The 17505-nt window shown below is 69.2% G+C and carries 18 protein-coding genes; 6 read left to right on the plus strand and 12 right to left on the minus strand.

Going from position 1 to position 17505, the window contains the following annotated elements; genetic code table 11:
• Positions 1-56: 56 nt before the first annotated feature.
• Positions 57-566: a hypothetical protein gene (locus tag C8258_RS13840; RefSeq protein ID WP_106955542.1), complete on the plus strand. Its 510-nt coding sequence runs from the start codon at positions 57-59 to the stop codon at positions 564-566.
• 183 nt (positions 567-749) lie between these two features.
• Here C8258_RS13840 and C8258_RS13845 read toward each other — a convergent pair whose 3' ends face one another.
• From C8258_RS13845 to C8258_RS13860, 4 genes are all read right to left on the minus strand, one after another.
• The gene (locus C8258_RS13845; RefSeq protein ID WP_106955543.1) at positions 750-1124 is read right to left on the minus strand and encodes a cobalamin biosynthesis protein; all 375 of its coding nucleotides are present in this window, start codon (positions 1122-1124) and stop codon (positions 750-752) included.
• Between the two features lie 103 nt (positions 1125-1227).
• Entirely contained in the window at positions 1228-2796 is a 1569-nt protein-coding gene (locus C8258_RS13850) for a cobyrinate a,c-diamide synthase (protein ID WP_106955544.1), read from the minus strand.
• Positions 2797-2809: 13 nt separating this feature from the next.
• The gene (gene cobO / locus C8258_RS13855; protein WP_036503569.1) at positions 2810-3424 is read right to left on the minus strand and encodes a cob(I)yrinic acid a,c-diamide adenosyltransferase; all 615 of its coding nucleotides are present in this window, start codon (positions 3422-3424) and stop codon (positions 2810-2812) included.
• A 120-nt stretch (positions 3425-3544) separates the two neighbouring features.
• Positions 3545-5596: a magnesium chelatase subunit D family protein gene (locus tag C8258_RS13860; protein ID WP_233225077.1), complete on the minus strand. Its 2052-nt coding sequence runs from the start codon at positions 5594-5596 to the stop codon at positions 3545-3547.
• A 139-nt stretch (positions 5597-5735) separates the two neighbouring features.
• Here C8258_RS13860 and C8258_RS13865 point away from each other — a divergent pair, with 139 nt between their 5' ends.
• Positions 5736-6512, plus strand: coding sequence for an EI24 domain-containing protein (locus C8258_RS13865; RefSeq protein WP_106955546.1), 777 nt, complete (start codon positions 5736-5738; stop codon positions 6510-6512).
• Positions 6513-6590: 78 nt separating this feature from the next.
• Here the strand turns inward: C8258_RS13865 and C8258_RS13870 are convergent, their stop codons facing one another.
• Together C8258_RS13870 and mqo are read right to left on the minus strand one after the other, a co-directional pair.
• Positions 6591-7040, minus strand: a complete 450-nt coding sequence (locus tag C8258_RS13870) for a GNAT family N-acetyltransferase (RefSeq protein WP_039779600.1) — start codon at positions 7038-7040, stop codon at positions 6591-6593.
• 21 nt (positions 7041-7061) lie between these two features.
• Positions 7062-8579, minus strand: a complete 1518-nt coding sequence (mqo, locus tag C8258_RS13875; protein WP_106955547.1) for a malate dehydrogenase (quinone) — start codon at positions 8577-8579, stop codon at positions 7062-7064.
• Positions 8580-8770: 191 nt separating this feature from the next.
• Here mqo and C8258_RS13880 point away from each other — a divergent pair, with 191 nt between their 5' ends.
• On the plus strand, positions 8771-9778 hold the full coding sequence (locus C8258_RS13880) for an alpha/beta hydrolase (RefSeq protein ID WP_233225078.1): 1008 nt from the start codon (positions 8771-8773) through the stop codon (positions 9776-9778).
• A 50-nt stretch (positions 9779-9828) separates the two neighbouring features.
• Here C8258_RS13880 and C8258_RS13885 read toward each other — a convergent pair whose 3' ends face one another.
• From C8258_RS13885 to C8258_RS13905, 5 genes are all read right to left on the minus strand, one after another.
• A complete protein-coding gene (locus C8258_RS13885; RefSeq protein WP_039779602.1) occupies positions 9829-10389 on the minus strand; it encodes a hypothetical protein in 561 nt (186 codons plus the stop codon).
• 193 nt (positions 10390-10582) lie between these two features.
• Positions 10583-12136 (minus strand): cobyric acid synthase, encoded by a 1554-nt coding sequence (locus C8258_RS13890; protein WP_106955549.1) that lies wholly within the window; start codon positions 12134-12136, stop codon positions 10583-10585.
• Between the two features lie 31 nt (positions 12137-12167).
• Positions 12168-13031: a type I methionyl aminopeptidase gene (map, locus tag C8258_RS13895; protein WP_106955550.1), complete on the minus strand. Its 864-nt coding sequence runs from the start codon at positions 13029-13031 to the stop codon at positions 12168-12170.
• 59 nt (positions 13032-13090) lie between these two features.
• Positions 13091-13522, minus strand: a complete 432-nt coding sequence (locus C8258_RS13900; RefSeq protein WP_106955668.1) for a hypothetical protein — start codon at positions 13520-13522, stop codon at positions 13091-13093.
• A 281-nt stretch (positions 13523-13803) separates the two neighbouring features.
• Positions 13804-14418, minus strand: a complete 615-nt coding sequence (locus tag C8258_RS13905) for a TetR/AcrR family transcriptional regulator (protein ID WP_106955551.1) — start codon at positions 14416-14418, stop codon at positions 13804-13806.
• A 75-nt stretch (positions 14419-14493) separates the two neighbouring features.
• Between C8258_RS13905 and C8258_RS13910 the strand changes: the two genes are divergently transcribed.
• A complete protein-coding gene (locus tag C8258_RS13910; RefSeq protein ID WP_106955552.1) occupies positions 14494-15048 on the plus strand; it encodes a peroxiredoxin-like family protein in 555 nt (184 codons plus the stop codon).
• A complete protein-coding gene (locus tag C8258_RS13915; protein ID WP_106955553.1) occupies positions 15045-15665 on the plus strand; it encodes a YHS domain-containing protein in 621 nt (206 codons plus the stop codon). Before C8258_RS13910 ends, C8258_RS13915 begins: the two co-directional genes overlap by 4 nt.
• A 15-nt stretch (positions 15666-15680) precedes the next feature.
• On the opposite strand, the gene C8258_RS13920 is transcribed toward C8258_RS13915, so the two are convergent.
• Positions 15681-16442 carry a pirin family protein gene (locus tag C8258_RS13920; RefSeq protein ID WP_106955554.1) on the minus strand — a complete coding sequence of 254 codons (762 nt, stop codon included), beginning with the start codon at positions 16440-16442 and terminating at the stop codon, positions 15681-15683.
• Between the two features lie 178 nt (positions 16443-16620).
• Between C8258_RS13920 and C8258_RS13925 the strand changes: the two genes are divergently transcribed.
• Positions 16621-17484, plus strand: coding sequence for a helix-turn-helix transcriptional regulator (locus C8258_RS13925; RefSeq protein WP_036503530.1), 864 nt, complete (start codon positions 16621-16623; stop codon positions 17482-17484).
• Positions 17485-17505: the final 21 nt, after the last annotated feature.

The following is a 17505-nucleotide window of genomic DNA, read 5'->3' on the forward strand; positions in this document are numbered from 1 at the left end:
GCGACGGATCGACGCCGGGCCGCCGGCCCGGGACGGCACAGCGAGAGGCAGGCACGATGAGCGGTTTCCGTGTTTCGCGTGGTACCTCCCAGGTTCTCCCCCGCCCGGCGCTGCCGTCCGGGCGGGCGTGGCGCGCCCGCACCCGGGCCGGGTTCGTCCTGGCGGCCGGGACACTGGCGGGTGCAATCCTCCCGTTCGTGGGGGCGGCCCCGGCCGAAGCGACGGTGGCCCCCACGATCGCGGTCTCGATGTCCGGTTCGGCACTGAGCCCGGTCAGCGGGGCGCTGGTCGGCTGCGCCCAGAACGCGGTGGCGACGGTGCGCAACCCGGACGGCAGCCCCGTCACCCACGGCACGGTCGACTTCTTCAGTCACCTCTCGGGGATCAGCGGCAATATCGTCGGCACCGCGCCTGTGGTCAACGGCGTCGCCAGCATCGGGTGGATGCCCGACCGGGCGGGCGAACACGTCGTCAGCGCGGTGTACTACGACGGACTCCCGGAACTCTCACCGGTCGCCGGATACACCATCGTGACGACCGCAAGCCTCGGCGGCGCCTGCGTATAAGGCGGTGCGAGACAGCAACTTTCGCATCCACCCGGCCGGATCCGCACAGTCGCGGATTCGGCCGGTTCTCGTTCCAGCCGCCTATCCGCCGGTTCGTCGAGGCCGGACCACGATCCGATCAAAGACGGGCGCTCGTGGCACCGCCTGCGAAACAGAGCCGGCGAGTATGGCGGCCGTCCTGCGTCATTCTTCCTCCGCGACGGCGACCGTGATGGTGCCGAACGCCGTCTTCGGCACGATCAGCCGCCCGCGCCGTCCCCAGCGCACCCAGGCGAGCAGCGCGGCCGCTTCGGCGACACTCGGCGTGCCGACCGCGACGGCCGCACGGTCGCCCGGATGAGGAACGTCGACGTGAGCCAGTTCGTCCGCACCGAACCCGATCACCGGCACCTCGAATGCGGCCGCGGCCGCCACCGTTCCCGGCTCCTGCGCCCGCCGATCGATAGTCGCAAGGCATCGGATCGCGATGTCCCCCACCACTTCCCGCACGGCGGCAACGATGGCGTCCGCCGCCGGATCGGGCCGTGACCCGATACCCACGACCACCGCTCCGCTCATCGGTCCCCGTTCGCCCGGCCGGTGATCGAAGGCCGACCGGGTGCGCCGCAACGATCCATTCCGATCGGGCGCGGGTGTGATGCCGACACCTCAGGCATCGCCGTCACACGCCGGCGTGCGCCGCGGCGAACTGTCCACACGCCACGACGAAACGGACTGTGGCCGTGGGATTTCCGGCGGGGTGGGTGTGCAGATAGGACGCATGCACCCGGTGGGCCACCGCACCTTCCCGGACCGCGGCCTCGTCGGTGCGCCAGCGCCAGGCGGGCGGGTTCGATCCCGTGGTGACCAGGCGGGTGCGGTGGAATTCGTGGCCGCGCACGCGTTCTCCGGTGCGCCACAGCACCGAGTCGGCCAGCGCCACGGCATCGCGGTAGCCGAGAGTCAGCCGCGGTCCGAATTCGGCGGTGGCATCGAGGACTCCGGCCATGCGGTGCCCGTCCAGCGAACGGGTCAGATAGAGCAGGCCCGCGCATTCGGCATGTATCGGCATGCCCCGGGCGGCGGACTCGGCGACCGCGGTCAGCAGTGGCGTATTCGCGGCCAGATCGGCGGCATGTTCCTCCGGGAAGCCACCGGGCAGCACCAGACCGGCTGCGCCCGAGGGCAATTGCTCGTGCAACGGATCGAACACCGCCACCCGCGCCCCGGCTGCCACCAGCAGTTCACGATGTTCGGCGTAACCGAAGGTGAACGCCGGCCCGCCCGCCATCGCGACGATGGGCGCCGGCTCTCGCACCACACTGCCCGAGGCGGACGTCGGTACGGGCGTCGCCGGCGCGCCGGTCTCTTGCGGCCCTGCCGTCTCCGACGAGATCCGCGACGTCGCGGCCGCCGTGCTGCCGGAGGGCAGCGCTGCTCCGGCCGGGCCGGTGTCCTCGCCCGGCTCCGGGCCGTCGAGGGCAGTCCGGCCCTGTCGATGCAGGGCCGCGACCTCACCGATCGGATCCCACGCGGGCCCGTCCACGTCCGCGGCCGCCAGTCGCGCGACCGCACCCACATCGACGTGCGCGCCGACGAGTTCGGTCATGGCCTCGACCGCCGCATGCGCCGCGGAACCGTGCTCGACCGCCGGAACGAGGCCGAGATGCCGTGCCGGAACCGATAATTCGTCCATCCGAGGTAGCGCGCCGAGCACCGGAAGGCCGACCCGGGCGCAGGCGGCGCGCAGCACCTGTTCGTGGCGCGGGCTGCCGACGCGGTTGAGGATCACGCCGCCGAGCCGGATCCCGCTGTCGAAGGTCGCGAAGCCGTGCAGCAGGGCGGCCAGGCTCTGGCTGTGGCCGCGCGCGTCGACGACCAGCAGAACCGGGGCGCCGAGCAGCGCGGCGACCTGTGCGGTCGACCCCTCGGCGATCGGGGCGGGATTCGCGGCGTCGATCCGGCCGTCGAACAGGCCCATCACGCCCTCGACCACGGCCACATCGCAGCCCGCGCTGCCGTGCCGGTACAGCGGCACCACCCGCTCCGCACCGACCAGCACCGGATCCAGATTGCGTCCCGGCCGCTCGGCGGCCAGACCGTGATACCCGGGATCTATGTAGTCGGGTCCCACCTTGAACGGCGCGACCCGATGTCCGGCGCGGCGCAGCGCCCCGATCAAACCGGTTGCCAGCGTGGTCTTTCCGCTGCCCGAGGCGGGCGCGGCGATCACCACGGCCGGAGTGGTCATCGGCCGCCCGCCGTCACCATTCGATACCCCGCTGGCCCTTGCGCCCGGCGTCCATCGGATGTTTCACCTTGCTCATCTCGGTGACCAGATCCGCCGCGTCGACCAGCGCCTGCGGGGCGTCGCGGCCGGTGATCACCACATGCTGGTTGCCGGGCCGGTTCCGCAGCGTCTCGACCACCTCGTCGACGTCCACCCAGCCCCATTTCAGCGGGTAGGTGAACTCGTCGAGGACGTAGAAGCGGTGCTGTTCGGCGGTCAGCCGGCGCGCGATCTCCCGCCATCCGGCCAGGGCCGCGGCGGCGTGATCGTCCTCGCTGCCCTGTTTGCGGGTCCACGACCAGCCCTCGCCCATCTTGTGCCATTCCACCGGGCCTCCGGTGCCCGTCTCCTCGTGCAGCCGGCCCAGGGTGCGGAAGGCGGCTTCCTCGCCGACCTTCCATTTCGCGCTCTTCACGAATTGGAAGACCGCGATGTCGAATCCCTGATTCCAGGCCCGCAACGCCATCCCGAACGCGGCGGTCGACTTGCCCTTGCCGGGACCGGTGTGCACCGCCAGCACCGGCTGATTACGCCGCTGGCGAGTGGTCAGCCCGTCGTCGGGAATCGTCTCCGGAACGCCCTTCGGCATCGCTGCATCCTCCTGGTCGAGCACCTACGCATCACATTCCCACATCCGCGTATCCGATCCGGCGCGCGGGTCCGTCAGCCCTGCCGGTCCGACCGGTCGCGGACGATATCGATCGAACGCTCACGCCGCCAGGTGATGCGGCAGCCCGGACTTGACCGCGGCAGCGACCGAATCGCCGGTGAGCTCGCCGAGGCGCAGGTAGGTCGCGCGCAGTTCCCGGGCGAATTCGGCGGCCAGACCCAGCCGGACCATGCCGCGCTCGCAGTCCACGACCACACCGGCCACACCGTCGCGGGCGAGCAGGCGGGCGGCGGCGCGGGCACGCGGGATCGGGTCGACACCGCCGGTGGCGCGGCCGTCGGTGAGCAGTACGACCATCGCGCGGCGCTGCGGATCGCGGACGTGTTCGCGGGCCACCACCTCGCGCGCCTTCAGCAAACCTTGTGCCAGCGGGGTTTTGCCGCCGGTGCGCAGATCGGCGAGGCGGCGGACCGCGATGTCCACCGAGGAGGTCGGTGGCAGCACCAGTTCGGCCTCGCTGCCGCGCACGGTGATCACGGCGACCTTGTCGCGGCGCTGATAGGCGTCGCGCAGCAGGGCCACCACCGCCCCGGTGACCGCCGACAGACGATCGCGGGCGGCCATCGACCCGGAGGCGTCGACCACGAACACCACCAGATTGCCTTCGCGCCCTTCGCGATACGCGCCCCGCAGATCGGCCGCCTCCAGTGCCAGCGGGCCGTCGAGGCGGCCGCGGGCATGCTGATGGGGCGCTGCGGCGAACAGGGTGCCCAGCAGATGCAGGCCGGTGGAGGTATCGATGACCGACCGCACCACCCGGCCGTGCCGGGTGTGGGCGCGGGATCGGCGTCCGGGAGCGCCCTCCCCGACCCCCGGGATCTCCCAGTGGGGAGGGCGGGCAACGGAATTCGCCGGGGCCGCCGCATTGCCCTCGCGGGCGCCGCCGCGCGGGCCGCCGCCCGGTGAGCCGGGACCGTCGTCGTCGGGGCCCTCGTCGCCGGGACCGCCGTCGGAGCCGTTGTGCTCGGGAGCTCCGGCGTCCGTATCCGGCTCGCGCTGGTCATGATCGAATTCGCGCTGCGGATCGGACTCCGATTCCGCTGCGTCGCTCCGTGTTTCGTCTTCCGCGGCTCGACTCTGCTCGGCGCGGGCCCGCTCGGCCTCCTGTTCGGCATCGCGCATCGCATCGTCGAGTTGTTCGTCGGTGATACCCGGTTCGTCGAACGGGTCACGCCGACGACGGTGCGGCAGTGCCAGTTCCGCGGCGATACGCACGTCGTCGGCAGTGACGCGGTCACTTCCGCGCCACGCCGCGTGCGCCGTCGCGGTCCGCGCCACCACCAGATCCGCGCGCATGCCGTCGACGTCGAAGGAGGCGCACAACGCCGCGATCCGGCGCAGTTCGATATCGTCGAGCGCCACCTCGGCGAGGCGTTCGCGCGCGGCCAGAATGCGCTCGGCGACGTCGCGGTCGGACGCGGCGTAGGCGGCCGCGAAGCCGGCCGGATCGGCCTCGTAGTCGAGGCGGCGGCGCACCACGGCCATCCGCACGTCCACATCGCGGGAGGCCGCGACGTCGACGGTGAGGCCGAAGCGGTCCAGCAGCTGCGGGCGGAGTTCACCCTCCTCCGGGTTCATGGTGCCGACCAGGACGAATCGCGCCGGATGCGAATGCGACACCCCGTCACGTTCGATGTGCACCCGCCCCATGGCCGCCGCGTCGAGCAGGACGTCGACCAGATGGTCGTGCAGCAGATTCACTTCGTCGACGTACAGCACGCCGTGATGGGCGGCCGCCAGCAGCCCCGGCCGGAACGCCTGTTCCCCGTCGCGCAGCACCCGCTCCAGATCCAGCGATCCCACGACCCGGTCCTCGGTGGCACCGACCGGCAACTCCACCAGCCGGGCGGGCCGCTGCCCACTCTCGTCGGCCACCGGCGGCAACAACTGCGCAAGCGCCCGCACCACGGTCGATTTCGCGGTCCCCTTCTCCCCGCGCACCAGCACCCCGCCGATCCCCGGATGCACCGCACACAGAATCAGCGCCAGCTGCAGCTGCTCCTGCCCCACCACCGCCGAGAACGGAAACCCCGCCTCACCGTCGTGATGCGCGGACACAGCCGATGCGGAATCACCTCGGAAATCGGACACGCCCCCACTGTATGCGCGCCCCTCTCCGCCCCCGCACCGGGCTGCCCTGTCCGCTAGAGCCGCTCCCCCGCAGCGATCCGCCGCACCACCAGTGGCAACACCATTCGGCGCGCCCCTCACCGCCGAATACGCTGGGCGGGTGCGGGATGTGGTGCGGGGCTTCGGGTATCTGATGCGGGGGCAACGGTGGGCCGTGGCGCATCGCCGGGAGCTGGGGCTGGGATTGCTGCCGGGCGTGGTCTCGATGGTGCTGTATCTGGGGCTGCTGGTGGCGCTGGTGTGGTTCGCGGGGGATCTGGTGGCGTGGGCGACGCCGTTCGCGGCGCACTGGTCGTCGCCGTGGGCCGGCCTGTTGCGCGGCGGCCTGGCCGTGCTGCTGGTCCTGCTGGGGCTGTTCTTGGCGGTGATCACGTTCACCGCGGTGACGCTGGTGATCGGCCAGCCGTTCTACGAGGCACTGTCGGAACGGGTGGACCGGTCACTGTCGGCCGACGGGCGTGCGCCGGAATCTGGACTGCCGCTGTGGCGGGAGGTGTGGATCGGGGCCCGCGACGGGGTGCGCATTCTGATCCGGGCCGCGGTGTGGGGTGTGGCGCTGTTCTGCGCCGGATTCCTGCCGCTCGTCGGGCAGACCGTCGTTCCGGTGCTCGGGGTCTGCGTGGCCGGGTTCTTCCTGGCGCAGGAACTGACCGCGGTCGCGATGCTGCGCCGCGGAATCGAGTTGCGCGAACATCTGACGATGCTGCGTTCGCATCGAATGCTGGCGTGGGGCTTCGGCATTCCGCTGGCGGCCGCATTCCTCGTGCCGTTCGTGGCGATCGTCCTGATGCCGGGTGCGGTCGCCGGCGCCACGATGCTCGCCCGCGAATTGTGCGGTGCGGACAGCGATCCGGCACCGAATCCGTTGCGGGACTGACAACCCGCACCCCGGCACGAGAGGGCCCCGCACCCGGGAACGGGATACGGGGCCGACATCTCCGCGGTGGACCGCCACTCAGCCCCTGCGCATCGGGATGTGCGCGATCCCGTCTTCCTCGTACTCCTCACCGTCGGGTTTGAACCCGTGCTTGGTGTAGAGGTCGACCAGATAGGTCTGGGCGTTCAAACGCACTGTCGCCGAACCGGCTTCGGCGATGGCCGCCTGCAGCACGCGGGTGGTGTAGCCGTGACCGCGCGCCTCGGGGGTGGTGCACAACCGGCCGATGCGGAACGACTTGACCCCGTTGTGGTGCTCCTCGAGCAGCCGCAGGGTGCAGATGATCTCACCCTCGTCGTCGAGCCAGAAGTGGCGTGTCTCGGGGAGCAGATCGAGCCCGTCCAGTTCCGGATAAGCGCATTTCTGCTCCACGACGAACACTTCGACGCGCAGTTTCAACAGCTTGTACAGCGTCGCGGTATCGAGATCCGCGGCCCACGACCGTTTGAGCGCAACCGTTGACATCATCGCGTCTTGCTATCACATGATTCAGCTGTGCGCGACCCCAGCGGCGATCGGCGTGTTGTCGGCACGGCCGCTGCCGTTGAGATTGAGGGCCTTGGTCGACCAGTCCCACACCTCGTGGAACAGCGCCTGGTTCTCCGAGAGCTTCACACCCAGCGACGGCACCATTTCCTTGAGTTTCGGTGTCCAGTCGGCGTATTCGCTCGGGAAGCAACGCTGCAGCACGTCGATCATCGCGCTGACACAGGTGGAGGCGCCGGGCGAGGCGCCGAGCAGTCCGGCGATGGAACCGTCACCGGCGGCGATCACCGCGGTGCCGAGTTCCAGGACGCCGCCCACCCCCTTGCGCCGGATGATCTGCACGCGCTGACCGGCGGTGATCAGCTCCCAGTCGTGACCGTCGGCGCGCGGGATGAACTCCTCCATGGTGTTCACCTTGCCCGACGGCGACTTCAGCAGCTCGCTGACGAGGTACTTGACCAGGCCGAGTTCGGTGACGCCGACACCCAGCATCGGGGTGACGTTGCCGGCCCGCACCGACTTGAACAGGTCGCTGAACTTACCGTCCTTCAGGAACTTCGGGGTCCAGCCGGCATAGGGGCCGAACAGCAGGCCCGGCTTGCCGTTGATGACGCGAGTGTCCAAGTGCGGCACCGACATCGGAGGCGCACCGACGGCGGCCTTGCCGTACACCTTGGCGTTGTGCTTGGCGATCAGCTCGGGGTTGGTGCAGCGCAGGAACTGGCCGCTGACCGGGAATCCGGCGAAGCCCTGGATTTCCTTGATGCCGGCCTTCTGCAGCAGCGGCAGCGCGTACCCACCCGCGCCGACGAAGACGAATTTGGCGTCGATCGTGCGCGTGGTGAGGGTGCGGGTGTTGCGGACCTTGACCGTCCAGCTGCCGTCGGACTTCTTGGACAGGTTGCGCACCTCGTTGCCGAACGCGATCTCCACGCCCGAGGAACCGAGGTAGGCCAGCAGCTGCTTGGTCAGCGCGCCGAAGTCGATATCGGTGCCGGTCTGGGTCCAGTTCAGCGCGACCGGCTCGGAGAAGTCGCGGCCGCGGGCCATCAGCGGCAGGCGGCGGGTGAACTCGTCCGGGCTGTCGATGAACTCCATGCCCTCGAACAGCGGGTGCCGCGACAGCGCCGCGTGGCGCTTGCGCAGATAGTCCACACCGTCGGCACCGTGGCAGAAGCTCACGTGCGGAATGGGATTGATGAAGCCCGACGGGTCGGCGAGCACACCGTTCTCGGCGCCGTAGGCCCAGAACTGGCGCGACACCTGGAAGCGCTCGTTGATATCGATCGCCTTGGTGATGTCGACCGAACCGTCGGCGGCCTGCGGCGTGTAGTTCAGCTCGCACAGCGCCGAGTGGCCGGTGCCCGCGTTGTTCCACGGGTCGCTGCTCTCGGGCGCGGCCGCGTCCAGCCGCTCGAACATGGTGATCGACCAGTCGGGCTGCAACTGGCGAAGCAGTGCGCCCAGGGTGGCACTCATGATGCCGGCACCGATGAGGACTACATCGGTCTTTTCAGTCATCGCAGCGTTCGGCACGGGGTGATCGACTTCCTTGTCCAGCGCGGGCACTTGGTGAGCGGGTAATGAGGTTACCCGCCGTTCACTTCAACTTGATTCTGCCCCTCACCATGCCCGTTTCCGAAACCGTCACACATGCAGGTTCGGCACGGCTCGCCGTGCACGCCCCTGAGCGGGTCGAATATCGTGAAGCTGTGACGAACGAGACGCCCCTGGCCCCGTCGACCACCCACGCCTGGCAGCCCGATGTTCTGGGCGAGGAATATCGGCAGCTGACCATTCCGCTCGGGCCCGATCCCGACGGTGAGGGCGTCGTCGACGCCACCCTGGTCCGCCACGAGCCCGATATCGCCGAGCCGGCCGCCGGTGCGGTGCTGTACGTGCACGGCTTCACCGACTACTTCTTCCAGAAGCACCTCGCCGAGCACATGAGCGCGCGCGGCTACCGCTTCTACGCTCTGGACCTGCGCAAGTGCGGACGCTCCCGCCGGCCCGGCCAGACCGCGCACTACGTCAGCGACCTGCGGCTCTACGACGCGGAACTGGATCGCGCGGTGCAGATCGTGCGCGAGGAGACCGGATTGCCGGTGCTGCTGATGGCGCACTCCACCGGCGGTCTGGTGTTGCCGCTGTGGCTGAACCGCCGCGACGCCGCCGAGCAGGGCATCACCGGACTCGTTCTGAACAGCCCCTGGTTCGATCTGCAGGGCCCGGCCTACTACCGCCACATCGGCACCGCCGTGATCGGCGGGGTGGGCCGGTTGCGCGCGATGACCCGCCTGCCCGGCGGCGAGCTGAGCACCTACGGTGACAGCCTGCACACCAGCGTCTCCGGCGAATGGGACTACAACCTGGATTGGAAGCCGCTGGCCGGGTTCCCGGTGCATCTGGGCTGGCTGCGCGCCATCCGCAGGGGCCATGCGGAGCTGCATCGCGGGCTCGACGTCGGCGTTCCGGCGCTGATTCTGCGGTCCAAGGTGACGAAGTTCATGCGCAAGTACGGCCCGGCCGCCGATGTGTCGGATGTGGTGCTCGACGTGCGCCAGATTCAGCGCTGGTCGGGATGTCTGGGCGGGCGCACCAACATCGTGCCGATCGAGGGCGCTCGCCACGACGTGTTCCTGTCGGCGCCGGAGGTGCGCTCCCATGCGTTCACCGAGCTGGACGCGTGGCTGAGCTGGCTGCGCGACTTCCGCGCCTGAATCACGTTGCCGCGCAGGGTGTTCGCCGCAGTTCTATTCGGAGCTCGCGCTCACCACAGACCCGAGCGCAGCACGATCTCGGTGGCGAATTCGTGATCGGCCTTGATCGGCACCTCGGCGGTGTCGACCTGGGTGACACGGAATTCGCCGAAGACGTGGCGACCGCAGGAATCGGCGACCGCGCGCGGCAGGTCCTCGGTGGCGATGACGGTGGTCGGCAACTCCACTGCCGGGCAGGTGGCATCGGCGGCGGTTCCGTCCACGGCCACGGCCGGATGCGGTCGCCCGGCCACCACCAGTCCGACGAATCGGCCGAAGCCGCGCGCGCCCAGCTGCCAGGCCAGTTCCGCGCCCGCGCCGTAACCGGCCAGATTGGCCCAGGCCACGCCGAGATCGTCGAGGATGGCGTAGACCGCGGCCTTGTCCAGGCCGTCGATCGACTCCACCGTGATGGTGCGCAGATCGGAATTGTGCAGTCGCTCGCACACCTGGTCGTAAACGTCGGCCGGAGCTCCGGCGTCGGGTAGCAGCAGCACCGTATGCCTGGACTCCGGCCCGCCGACTCGTACGGTCCAGGCGCGGTCACCGACCGCGATTCGCCGGGTCTCCATGCCGATCAACGCTACACGGGAGCGGACGGGCGCACGCCATGTCCTCGGCCACGTTCATCGCCCGGTGATGACGCGGATCGCACCGCTGTGAGGTGGGCGGCCCCGGCACCGGAAACTCGACCGCGGCACATCGAGCGAGTACGGCATCGGCCCGCGAACGGTTCCGGAGCGCCGCGCGCAACCGGACCGGCACTCACCGGCCGACGGTGAGAGTGGGCAGCCCCGCGGGTGCGCCGTCGCTGATCAGGCGCTCGAGCGCCGCGACGTCGAGGTGTTTCTCGATCAGGTCGGCGAGCAGATCCAATTGAGCGGTACGCACCGCCTCCACACAGGTATCGGGGGCGACCGCGAAGCCGGTGCGACCGGCCTGCCGCGCGGCCTCCCGCAGCCAGGCGCGGCGGAACTCGTCGGATTCCAGCAGCCCGTGCAGATGTGTGCCGCGAACGGCCCCACGCACGCTGCCTTCGCGCCCCTCCGGATCCGTCTCGACACCGCTGGTCTCGACCCAGGCCGGATCACCGCTGCGCCGCACCCGGCCGTGGTGAATCTCATAGCCGGACAACGGGATTCCGGCGACGGCTCCCCCGCTCGCCGCGCCGTGGCCGGCACTGCGTCGCAGCACCTTCGGATCGGCGAATTCGATCTCGAGGTCCAGCAGGCCGAGACCGGCAACCTCGCCCGCCCCGGATTCGACGTCGTCGTGAATGCGGCGGCCGAGCATCTGATAGCCACCGCAGATGCCCAGCACCGGCTTTCCGTCGCCGGCGTGGGCCGCGATCGCGTCCGCGATTCCGGTGCGGCGCAACCAGTTCAGATCCGAGACGGTGGATTTGCTCCCCGGAACGACGACCACATCGGCACCGGCCAGCCGCGACGGGTCGCTCACCCAGCGCACCGAGACGCCCGGTTCGCACGCCAACGCCTCGATATCGGTGGAGTTGGAGATGCGTGGCAGCCGGATCGCGCCGACGCTCAGCCATTCGGTGCCCACCGGCGGGCGCGGGCGGCCGACCGGGGCGTCGGCGACGGTGCCGAGCGAATCCTCCGCGTCGATCCACAACTCGTCGCTGTAGGGCAGGACCCCGAGCGTCGGGCGGCCGGTGAGCGCGGTCAGCTGGTCCAGCCCCGGTCGCAGCAATTCCACGTCGCCGCGGAACTTGTTGACGATGTAGCCCGAGATCAGCCGCTGATCCTCGGGATCGAGAATCGCGACTGTGCCGAACAGGTGCGCCAGCACCCCGCCGCGATCGATATCGCCCACCAGCAGGACCGGCAACTGCGCGGCCCGCGCGAGACCCATATTCGCCAGATCGGTCGCGCGCAGATTGATCTCGGCGGGTGAGCCGGCGCCCTCGCAGATCACCACGTCGAATTCGGCACGCAGGGCGGCGAGTTCACCGGCCACCACCTCGCGCAACCGCCGCCGGTGCCGGAAATAGTCACGGGCGCCCACGGTGTCGACGGCGATACCGCGCACCACCAGCTGGGAGCGGCGATCGCTGCCGGGTTTGAGCAGCACCGGATTGAACCGCACGCTGGGTTCGATGCCGCAGGCGCGCGCCTGCAACGCCTGTGCCCGGCCGATCTCACCCCCGTCGAGGGTTACGACCGAATTGTTGGACATGTTCTGCGCCTTGAACGGCGCCACCCGCACGCCGCGCCGCGCCAGCATCCGGCAGATGCCGGCCACCACCACGCTTTTGCCGGCATCGGAGGTGGTGCCGGCGATCAACAGCGCGCCGTTCACCGCGTCACCGCGGCGGCCGCAGCGGCGAACCTCATGGGAGCGTGAGGATTTCGGCGCCTTCCTCGGTCACGACCAGCGTGTGCTCGAATTGCGCGGTCCACTGGCGGTCCTTGGTGACCACGGTCCAGCCGTCGTCCCAGATCTCGTAATCGATACCGCCGAGGTTGATCATCGGCTCGATGGTGAAGGTCATACCCGGCTCGATGACCGATTCGATGGCGGGCTGGTCGTAGTGCAGGATCACCAGGCCGCTGTGGAAGGTCGGGCCGACACCGTGGCCGGTGAAGTCGCGGACCACGCCGTAGCCGAAACGGTTCGCATACGACTCGATGACCCGCCCGATCACGTTCAGCGCACGACCGGGCCGGACCGCCTTGATGGCCCGCATGGTGGCCTCGTGGGTGCGCTCCACCAGCAGCCGGGCCTCCTCGTCGACGTCACCGGCGAGGAAGGTGGCGTTCGTATCGCCGTGCACGCCGTTGATGTAGGCCGTGACGTCGATATTGACGATGTCACCGTCCTCGATCACCGTGGAGTCCGGAATGCCGTGGCAGATCACCTCGTTCAGCGAGGTGCAGCAGGATTTGGGGAAACCCTTGTAACCCAGGGTCGACGGGTAGGCCCCGTGATCACAGAGATAGTCGTGCACGACCGCGTCGAGGTGATCGGTGGTGACGCCCGGGGCGACGGCTTTACCGGCCTCCTGCAGCGCCTGGGCGGCCAGTTTACTCGCCAGCCGCATCTTCTCGATGGTCTCCGGCGTCTGCACCCACGGTTCGCGGCCCTCGTTCACGGTCTTCTTCCACGCGTACTCCGGCCGCTCGATCGAGCGCGGCACCTCGCGCACGGGCGAGAGCGTTCCGGGGGCGAGCGGCTTGCGGGTGCGCACAGACATGTATTCAGACTATCCGCCCCGGGGCGGGGCCACGGCGGCGACGCCGCTGTGCGCTGGGGTTACCGTGCGGGCGGCACGGTGACGCCGCTGACGAGGTCGGTATAGCCGTCGACCAGTTCGGCGAGGTGATACCAGTGCTTGTGGGTGGTGTCGCTGCGGGCGCCGTCGCGGTCGATGGCACGGTTGGCGGCGACCCAGCTGCCGGCCATCCGGTCCACCATCGGCCCGAGGACATCGGTGCGCAGCGCGACGCCGGTGCGATAACCCGGCAATTCGCGTTCGACCCATTCGTTGATGTCGTCGATGAGTTCGCCGCGGCGGCAGTCGATTTCCGCGATGAGAATCGGGTCGGCGATCTGCGCGCGCCGGGTGTGCAGTTCGGCCAGCGCCCGCGCGGACCGCAAGAGTTCACGGTCCGGGAATCGCCGACCTTGGAAGGCGCACAACAATTGCGGGGCTGCGGGTAACGCACTGGCAATCGAAGTCGTCATCGTCGCACCGTCATCACTGATCTCCGGATTTCGCTCGTCCGTCGTTCGGATCGAATGTGGCGAATTCAAGGGTAGATCGGATTCTGCTCTTGCATATGCAAGAACGCAAGATTGCGTCCGCATTGCTGGAATCACGGTGTGGTCACAGTCTTCCCGGCGTCAGGGTATGCCCGCGACGTGCGGTGATGCCTCGAGAACGACTGTGCTGGTAATCATTTCACGGGCCGTCCGTCCATGGCCGGAACCCGCCACGGCGCGTCGGCAGTGATCATGCGGCGCGCTCAGTGTGGCGACAAACCACGCAAAACGATCTCCAGACCGCCGCGAAACTCCTCCTCGGCCGAGATGTCGCGGGCCTGCGCGGCGGTTTCGATGAGGTACGGATAGTCGGCCGACGGCAGCGTAGTAATTGCCGCGGTGCCCGCACCGCCGATCGCGGCATGGTGTTCGTTCTCCAGACAGCCGAGCAGGAAGGCCACCAGCGTCCGCTGAGCTATCACTCGCTCCCGCCCCGTGAAACCGCCCGCGGTGAGTGCGGCGAGGGTGGCATCCATCCATCGCAGTGCGGCCGGACTCGCGTGCCGATGCCGCGGCACCAGTGGCGCCGCCGCCGGATGGGCCGCGACCGCCGCCCGCATGCGCTCGAGCAATACCGCGATCGCCGCCCGCCAGTCGGCGTCGACGGGGGTGGACACATCGACGTCGCCGAGCAGCCGGTCGACGATCAGCACTTCGAGAGCCTCCCGGTCGGCCACATAGCGATACAGCGCCATAGTGGCCATACCCAGTTCGGCGGCCACCGCGCGCATGGTCAGACCAGGCAGGCCCGCGCGGTCGATCACGGCGAGGGCCGCCGTCGACAGGTCCGCGGTGGTCAGCGAGCGAGGGCGGGGCACGGATTGACAGCGTACAAGATACGCGCATACTGGTCCGTAGGCGTACGAGGTACACCTACCTACCGAGGAGCATGTATGTCGGCACCCACCACCGTCGCGAGCCGGACCCTGACCGCGGTCACCGGCGAACCGATTCCCGTCCCCGATCCCGATCGCCTGATTCATCTGCAATTCCGCCGGTTCGCCGGATGCCCCATCTGCCATCGCCATCTGCGCACCTTCGTCACCCGGCATGCCGAGATCGAGGCCGCCGGAATCCGCGAGGTCGCCGTCTTCCATTCCGCGGCAGCCGAATTGACCGACTATGCCGCCGATATCCCTTTCGACCTGATCGCCGACCCGGACAAGACTCTGTATCGCGAATTCGGCGTGGAATCCGCACCTCGCGCATTGCTGCACCCGCGGGCGTGGCCCGGTATCGCACTGGCGATCGGCAGCGCCGTCGGCCCGATGGCACGCGGCGCACAACCCACCCCCCGCGGCACCCCGCAGGGCGGCCGCCTCGGCCTGCCCGCCGATTTCCTCATCGCCTCCGACGGTTCCCTCGCCGCCTCCCACTACGGCACACACGCCGACGACCAGTGGACGGTCGACGAAGTGCTGTCCTATGCAAAGGAACTCCGCTCATGATGACCGTCGAACTGTTCCTCTCCGAGGCCACACCGGCGCGCGAGCGCCGCGCCGCACTGGCCGAACGCATCCTGCACGCCCTGACCACCGGCGAGTCGGCGCCCGATCAGGTTCTGGATCGCGCCAGGGAGTTGACCCACGTGCTGATCCACACGCCGGAGGTGTGGGCGACCGGCGGTCCCGAGCTCTCGGCCGCGCCGCGTTATCTGGCGCGCGTGACGGTGCCCGGGTCCTGGAGCAACACGGAAGGATTGGGCACGCATGTGATCGCGGCGATCACCGCGGCCGTCGCCGCGACCGAACCGGATCCGGACCGGCTGTCCCGTGACCCGCATTGCCTGGTGCAGATCATCGGCCTGCGCGAGGGCAATGTCGGCACGCTGGGACATGCGACCTCCGGAACCGAGATCACCCGGCTGATCACCCAGGACTACCACCCGGCCGAGGATCACCGGGACGTGCCCGAAGGCCATGTGATCGACCCGGTGTGCGGGATGACCGTGGAGTGGGCGACCGCGCACTTCACCCTGACTCACGACGGCGTCGACTACGCCTTCTGCGCCCCGGGCTGCCGGAAGGTCTTCGCCGAGGAGCATTCGATCACCGCCGGCGGCTGAGCCGGTCCGGCCGGATCAGCTCGTACTCGCGTGCATCTCCCAGATCAGCACCTCGCTCGGCACCACGGCCGTGATGCGTTGCCCGCCGGTGGCCGTGGTGCGGACCGCGTCACCGGCGGACAAGGTCGTCCGCCCGTCGGCCGTGCCCTCGAAGACGACAGATCCGCGGGCGAGGAAGATGTGGCCGAACGGCGCCTCCGGCACCAGGACCGAACGGCCCGGGTCCAGCCGTGCGACATGGAAGGCCGCGTAGCGGTTGCCGAGGGTTATCGCCGTCTCGCCGCGGTGCCGGGGCATTCCGGATGCGACGGTGACCAACTCGTTGTGCGACAGACCGGCCTCGACATCGGCTTCCTGATAGCTCGGCGGCCGACCGGCCTCGTCCGGCGGAATCCACATCTGCACCACGTGCAGGTTCGCGCGCTCGCCGTACACCGCGCCGTTGCGCTCGGAATGCAGGATGCCGGTTCCCGCGCTCATGCGCTGCGCCAGACCGGGACGGATCAGGCCCGTGTGGCCTGCCGAATCCTGGTGCACCACAGTGCCTTCCAGGACCCACGTGACGATCTCGGTATTCAGATGCTGATGCGTGTCGAAACCGGCACCGGCCTCGACGACATCCTCGTTGTGCACCAGCAACATTCCGTGCGCGTTGGCGGCGAGATCGAAATTGCCGGTCGCGAGAAACGACTGCCGGGAATCGAGCCATTCGTTCTTCCAGCCGTATCGCTGCCCGGACCGTACGACCCGCACCGCCTCCACTGCCGTCGACGCCATGGCGATCGACCTCCGTTCCACCGTATTTCTCCTGCTGCAATCCGCGGGCAATCGCGGATATTCCCACGCGGGCACGATCGCGCCGGGACCTGCGCGGCGGGCGGTATGCTCGCCCGACCGTTCCCATATCCGTGGAACGTGCTCGAGCGTCCCGAATCTCACAAGGAGTACGCGCGCGATGGCAGGTAAACGCACGGTGCTGACGGTTCAGCTGCGGCGGCTCGCCGCACTGCTGTCGGAGATGCGTGAGCAGGCGGGGATCAGCAAGGAGGTGGTCAGCGCCCGCACCGGCATCAACGTCACCACGCTCTACCGGATCGAAACCGCGCAGGCGCGCCCGCAGCGACGCACCCTCACCGCGATGCTCGACCTGTACGGCATCGGCGAACCACAACGCTCCGACGCGGTGCAGTTGCTGATGGAGGCGCAGAAGCCGGGCATGTCGCGCCCGTTCGAGGCGGCCGTCTCGGAGGTCTACGCCGCCTACATCAACTTCGAGACCGAGGCGCTGTCGGCGCGTCTGTTCCAGACCTCGTTCATCCCCGGCCTGCTGCAGACCGAGCGCTACGCGTGGGCCGTGCTGGACACCGCGATGCCGAAGGTCGAGACCTCGGTGATCGAACAGCGCCTGCGGGCCCGGGTGGAGCGCTCCAAGGTGCTGACCCGCGACGGGAATCCGCTGGAGTTGTGGGTGGTCCTCGACGAGGCCGCCATCCGCCGGGTGGTCGGCGGGCCCGAGGTGATGCGCGAACAGTTGCTGCGCCTCACCGAGGACACCGACAAGCGCAATGTCATCCTGCAGGTGCTGCCGTTCGGCGCCGGTGCGCATCCGGCGATGGTCGGCTCCTTCGTCGTCCTCGACTTCCCCGATCCGGCCGACCCCGAACTGGTCTACGTCGAAGGCATCGCAGGCGACGATATCGTCGAGGGCCACAACGAGATTCGGCGCTTCGGCGTGATGTTCGACCAGCTGCGCGCGATGGCGTTGAGCCCGCGTGACTCCGCGGAGATGATCAACGAGATCGCCGACGGCCTGCGCTGAGCGACGCCGGCCGGGTTCCGC

Origin of the sequence: Nocardia sp. MDA0666 (assembly GCF_003023875.1) — a bacterium.
GTDB classification, from domain to species: Bacteria; Actinomycetota; Actinomycetes; order Mycobacteriales; family Mycobacteriaceae; genus Nocardia; species Nocardia aobensis.

Bases quoted from the DNA above. Each gene is read 5' to 3' on its own strand.
- C8258_RS13915 (WP_106955553.1), top strand. From the start codon at position 15,045: ATGATGACCGTCGAACTGTTCCTCTCCGAGGCCACACCGGCGCGCGAG.
- C8258_RS13845 (WP_106955543.1), bottom strand. From the start codon at position 1,124: ATGAGCGGAGCGGTGGTCGTGGGTATCGGGTCACGGCCCGATCCGGCG.
- C8258_RS13840 (WP_106955542.1), top strand. From the start codon at position 57: ATGAGCGGTTTCCGTGTTTCGCGTGGTACCTCCCAGGTTCTCCCCCGC.
- mqo (WP_106955547.1), bottom strand. From the start codon at position 8,579: ATGACTGAAAAGACCGATGTAGTCCTCATCGGTGCCGGCATCATGAGT.
- cobO (WP_036503569.1), bottom strand. From the start codon at position 3,424: ATGCCGAAGGGCGTTCCGGAGACGATTCCCGACGACGGGCTGACCACT.
- C8258_RS13925 (WP_036503530.1), top strand. From the start codon at position 16,621: ATGGCAGGTAAACGCACGGTGCTGACGGTTCAGCTGCGGCGGCTCGCC.
- C8258_RS13920 (WP_106955554.1), bottom strand. From the start codon at position 16,442: ATGGCGTCGACGGCAGTGGAGGCGGTGCGGGTCGTACGGTCCGGGCAG.
- C8258_RS13900 (WP_106955668.1), bottom strand. From the start codon at position 13,522: ATGACGACTTCGATTGCCAGTGCGTTACCCGCAGCCCCGCAATTGTTG.
- C8258_RS13885 (WP_039779602.1), bottom strand. From the start codon at position 10,389: ATGGAGACCCGGCGAATCGCGGTCGGTGACCGCGCCTGGACCGTACGA.
- C8258_RS13910 (WP_106955552.1), top strand. From the start codon at position 14,494: ATGTCGGCACCCACCACCGTCGCGAGCCGGACCCTGACCGCGGTCACC.
- C8258_RS13870 (WP_039779600.1), bottom strand. From the start codon at position 7,040: ATGATGTCAACGGTTGCGCTCAAACGGTCGTGGGCCGCGGATCTCGAT.
- map (WP_106955550.1), bottom strand. From the start codon at position 13,031: ATGTCTGTGCGCACCCGCAAGCCGCTCGCCCCCGGAACGCTCTCGCCC.
- C8258_RS13850 (WP_106955544.1), bottom strand. From the start codon at position 2,796: ATGACCACTCCGGCCGTGGTGATCGCCGCGCCCGCCTCGGGCAGCGGA.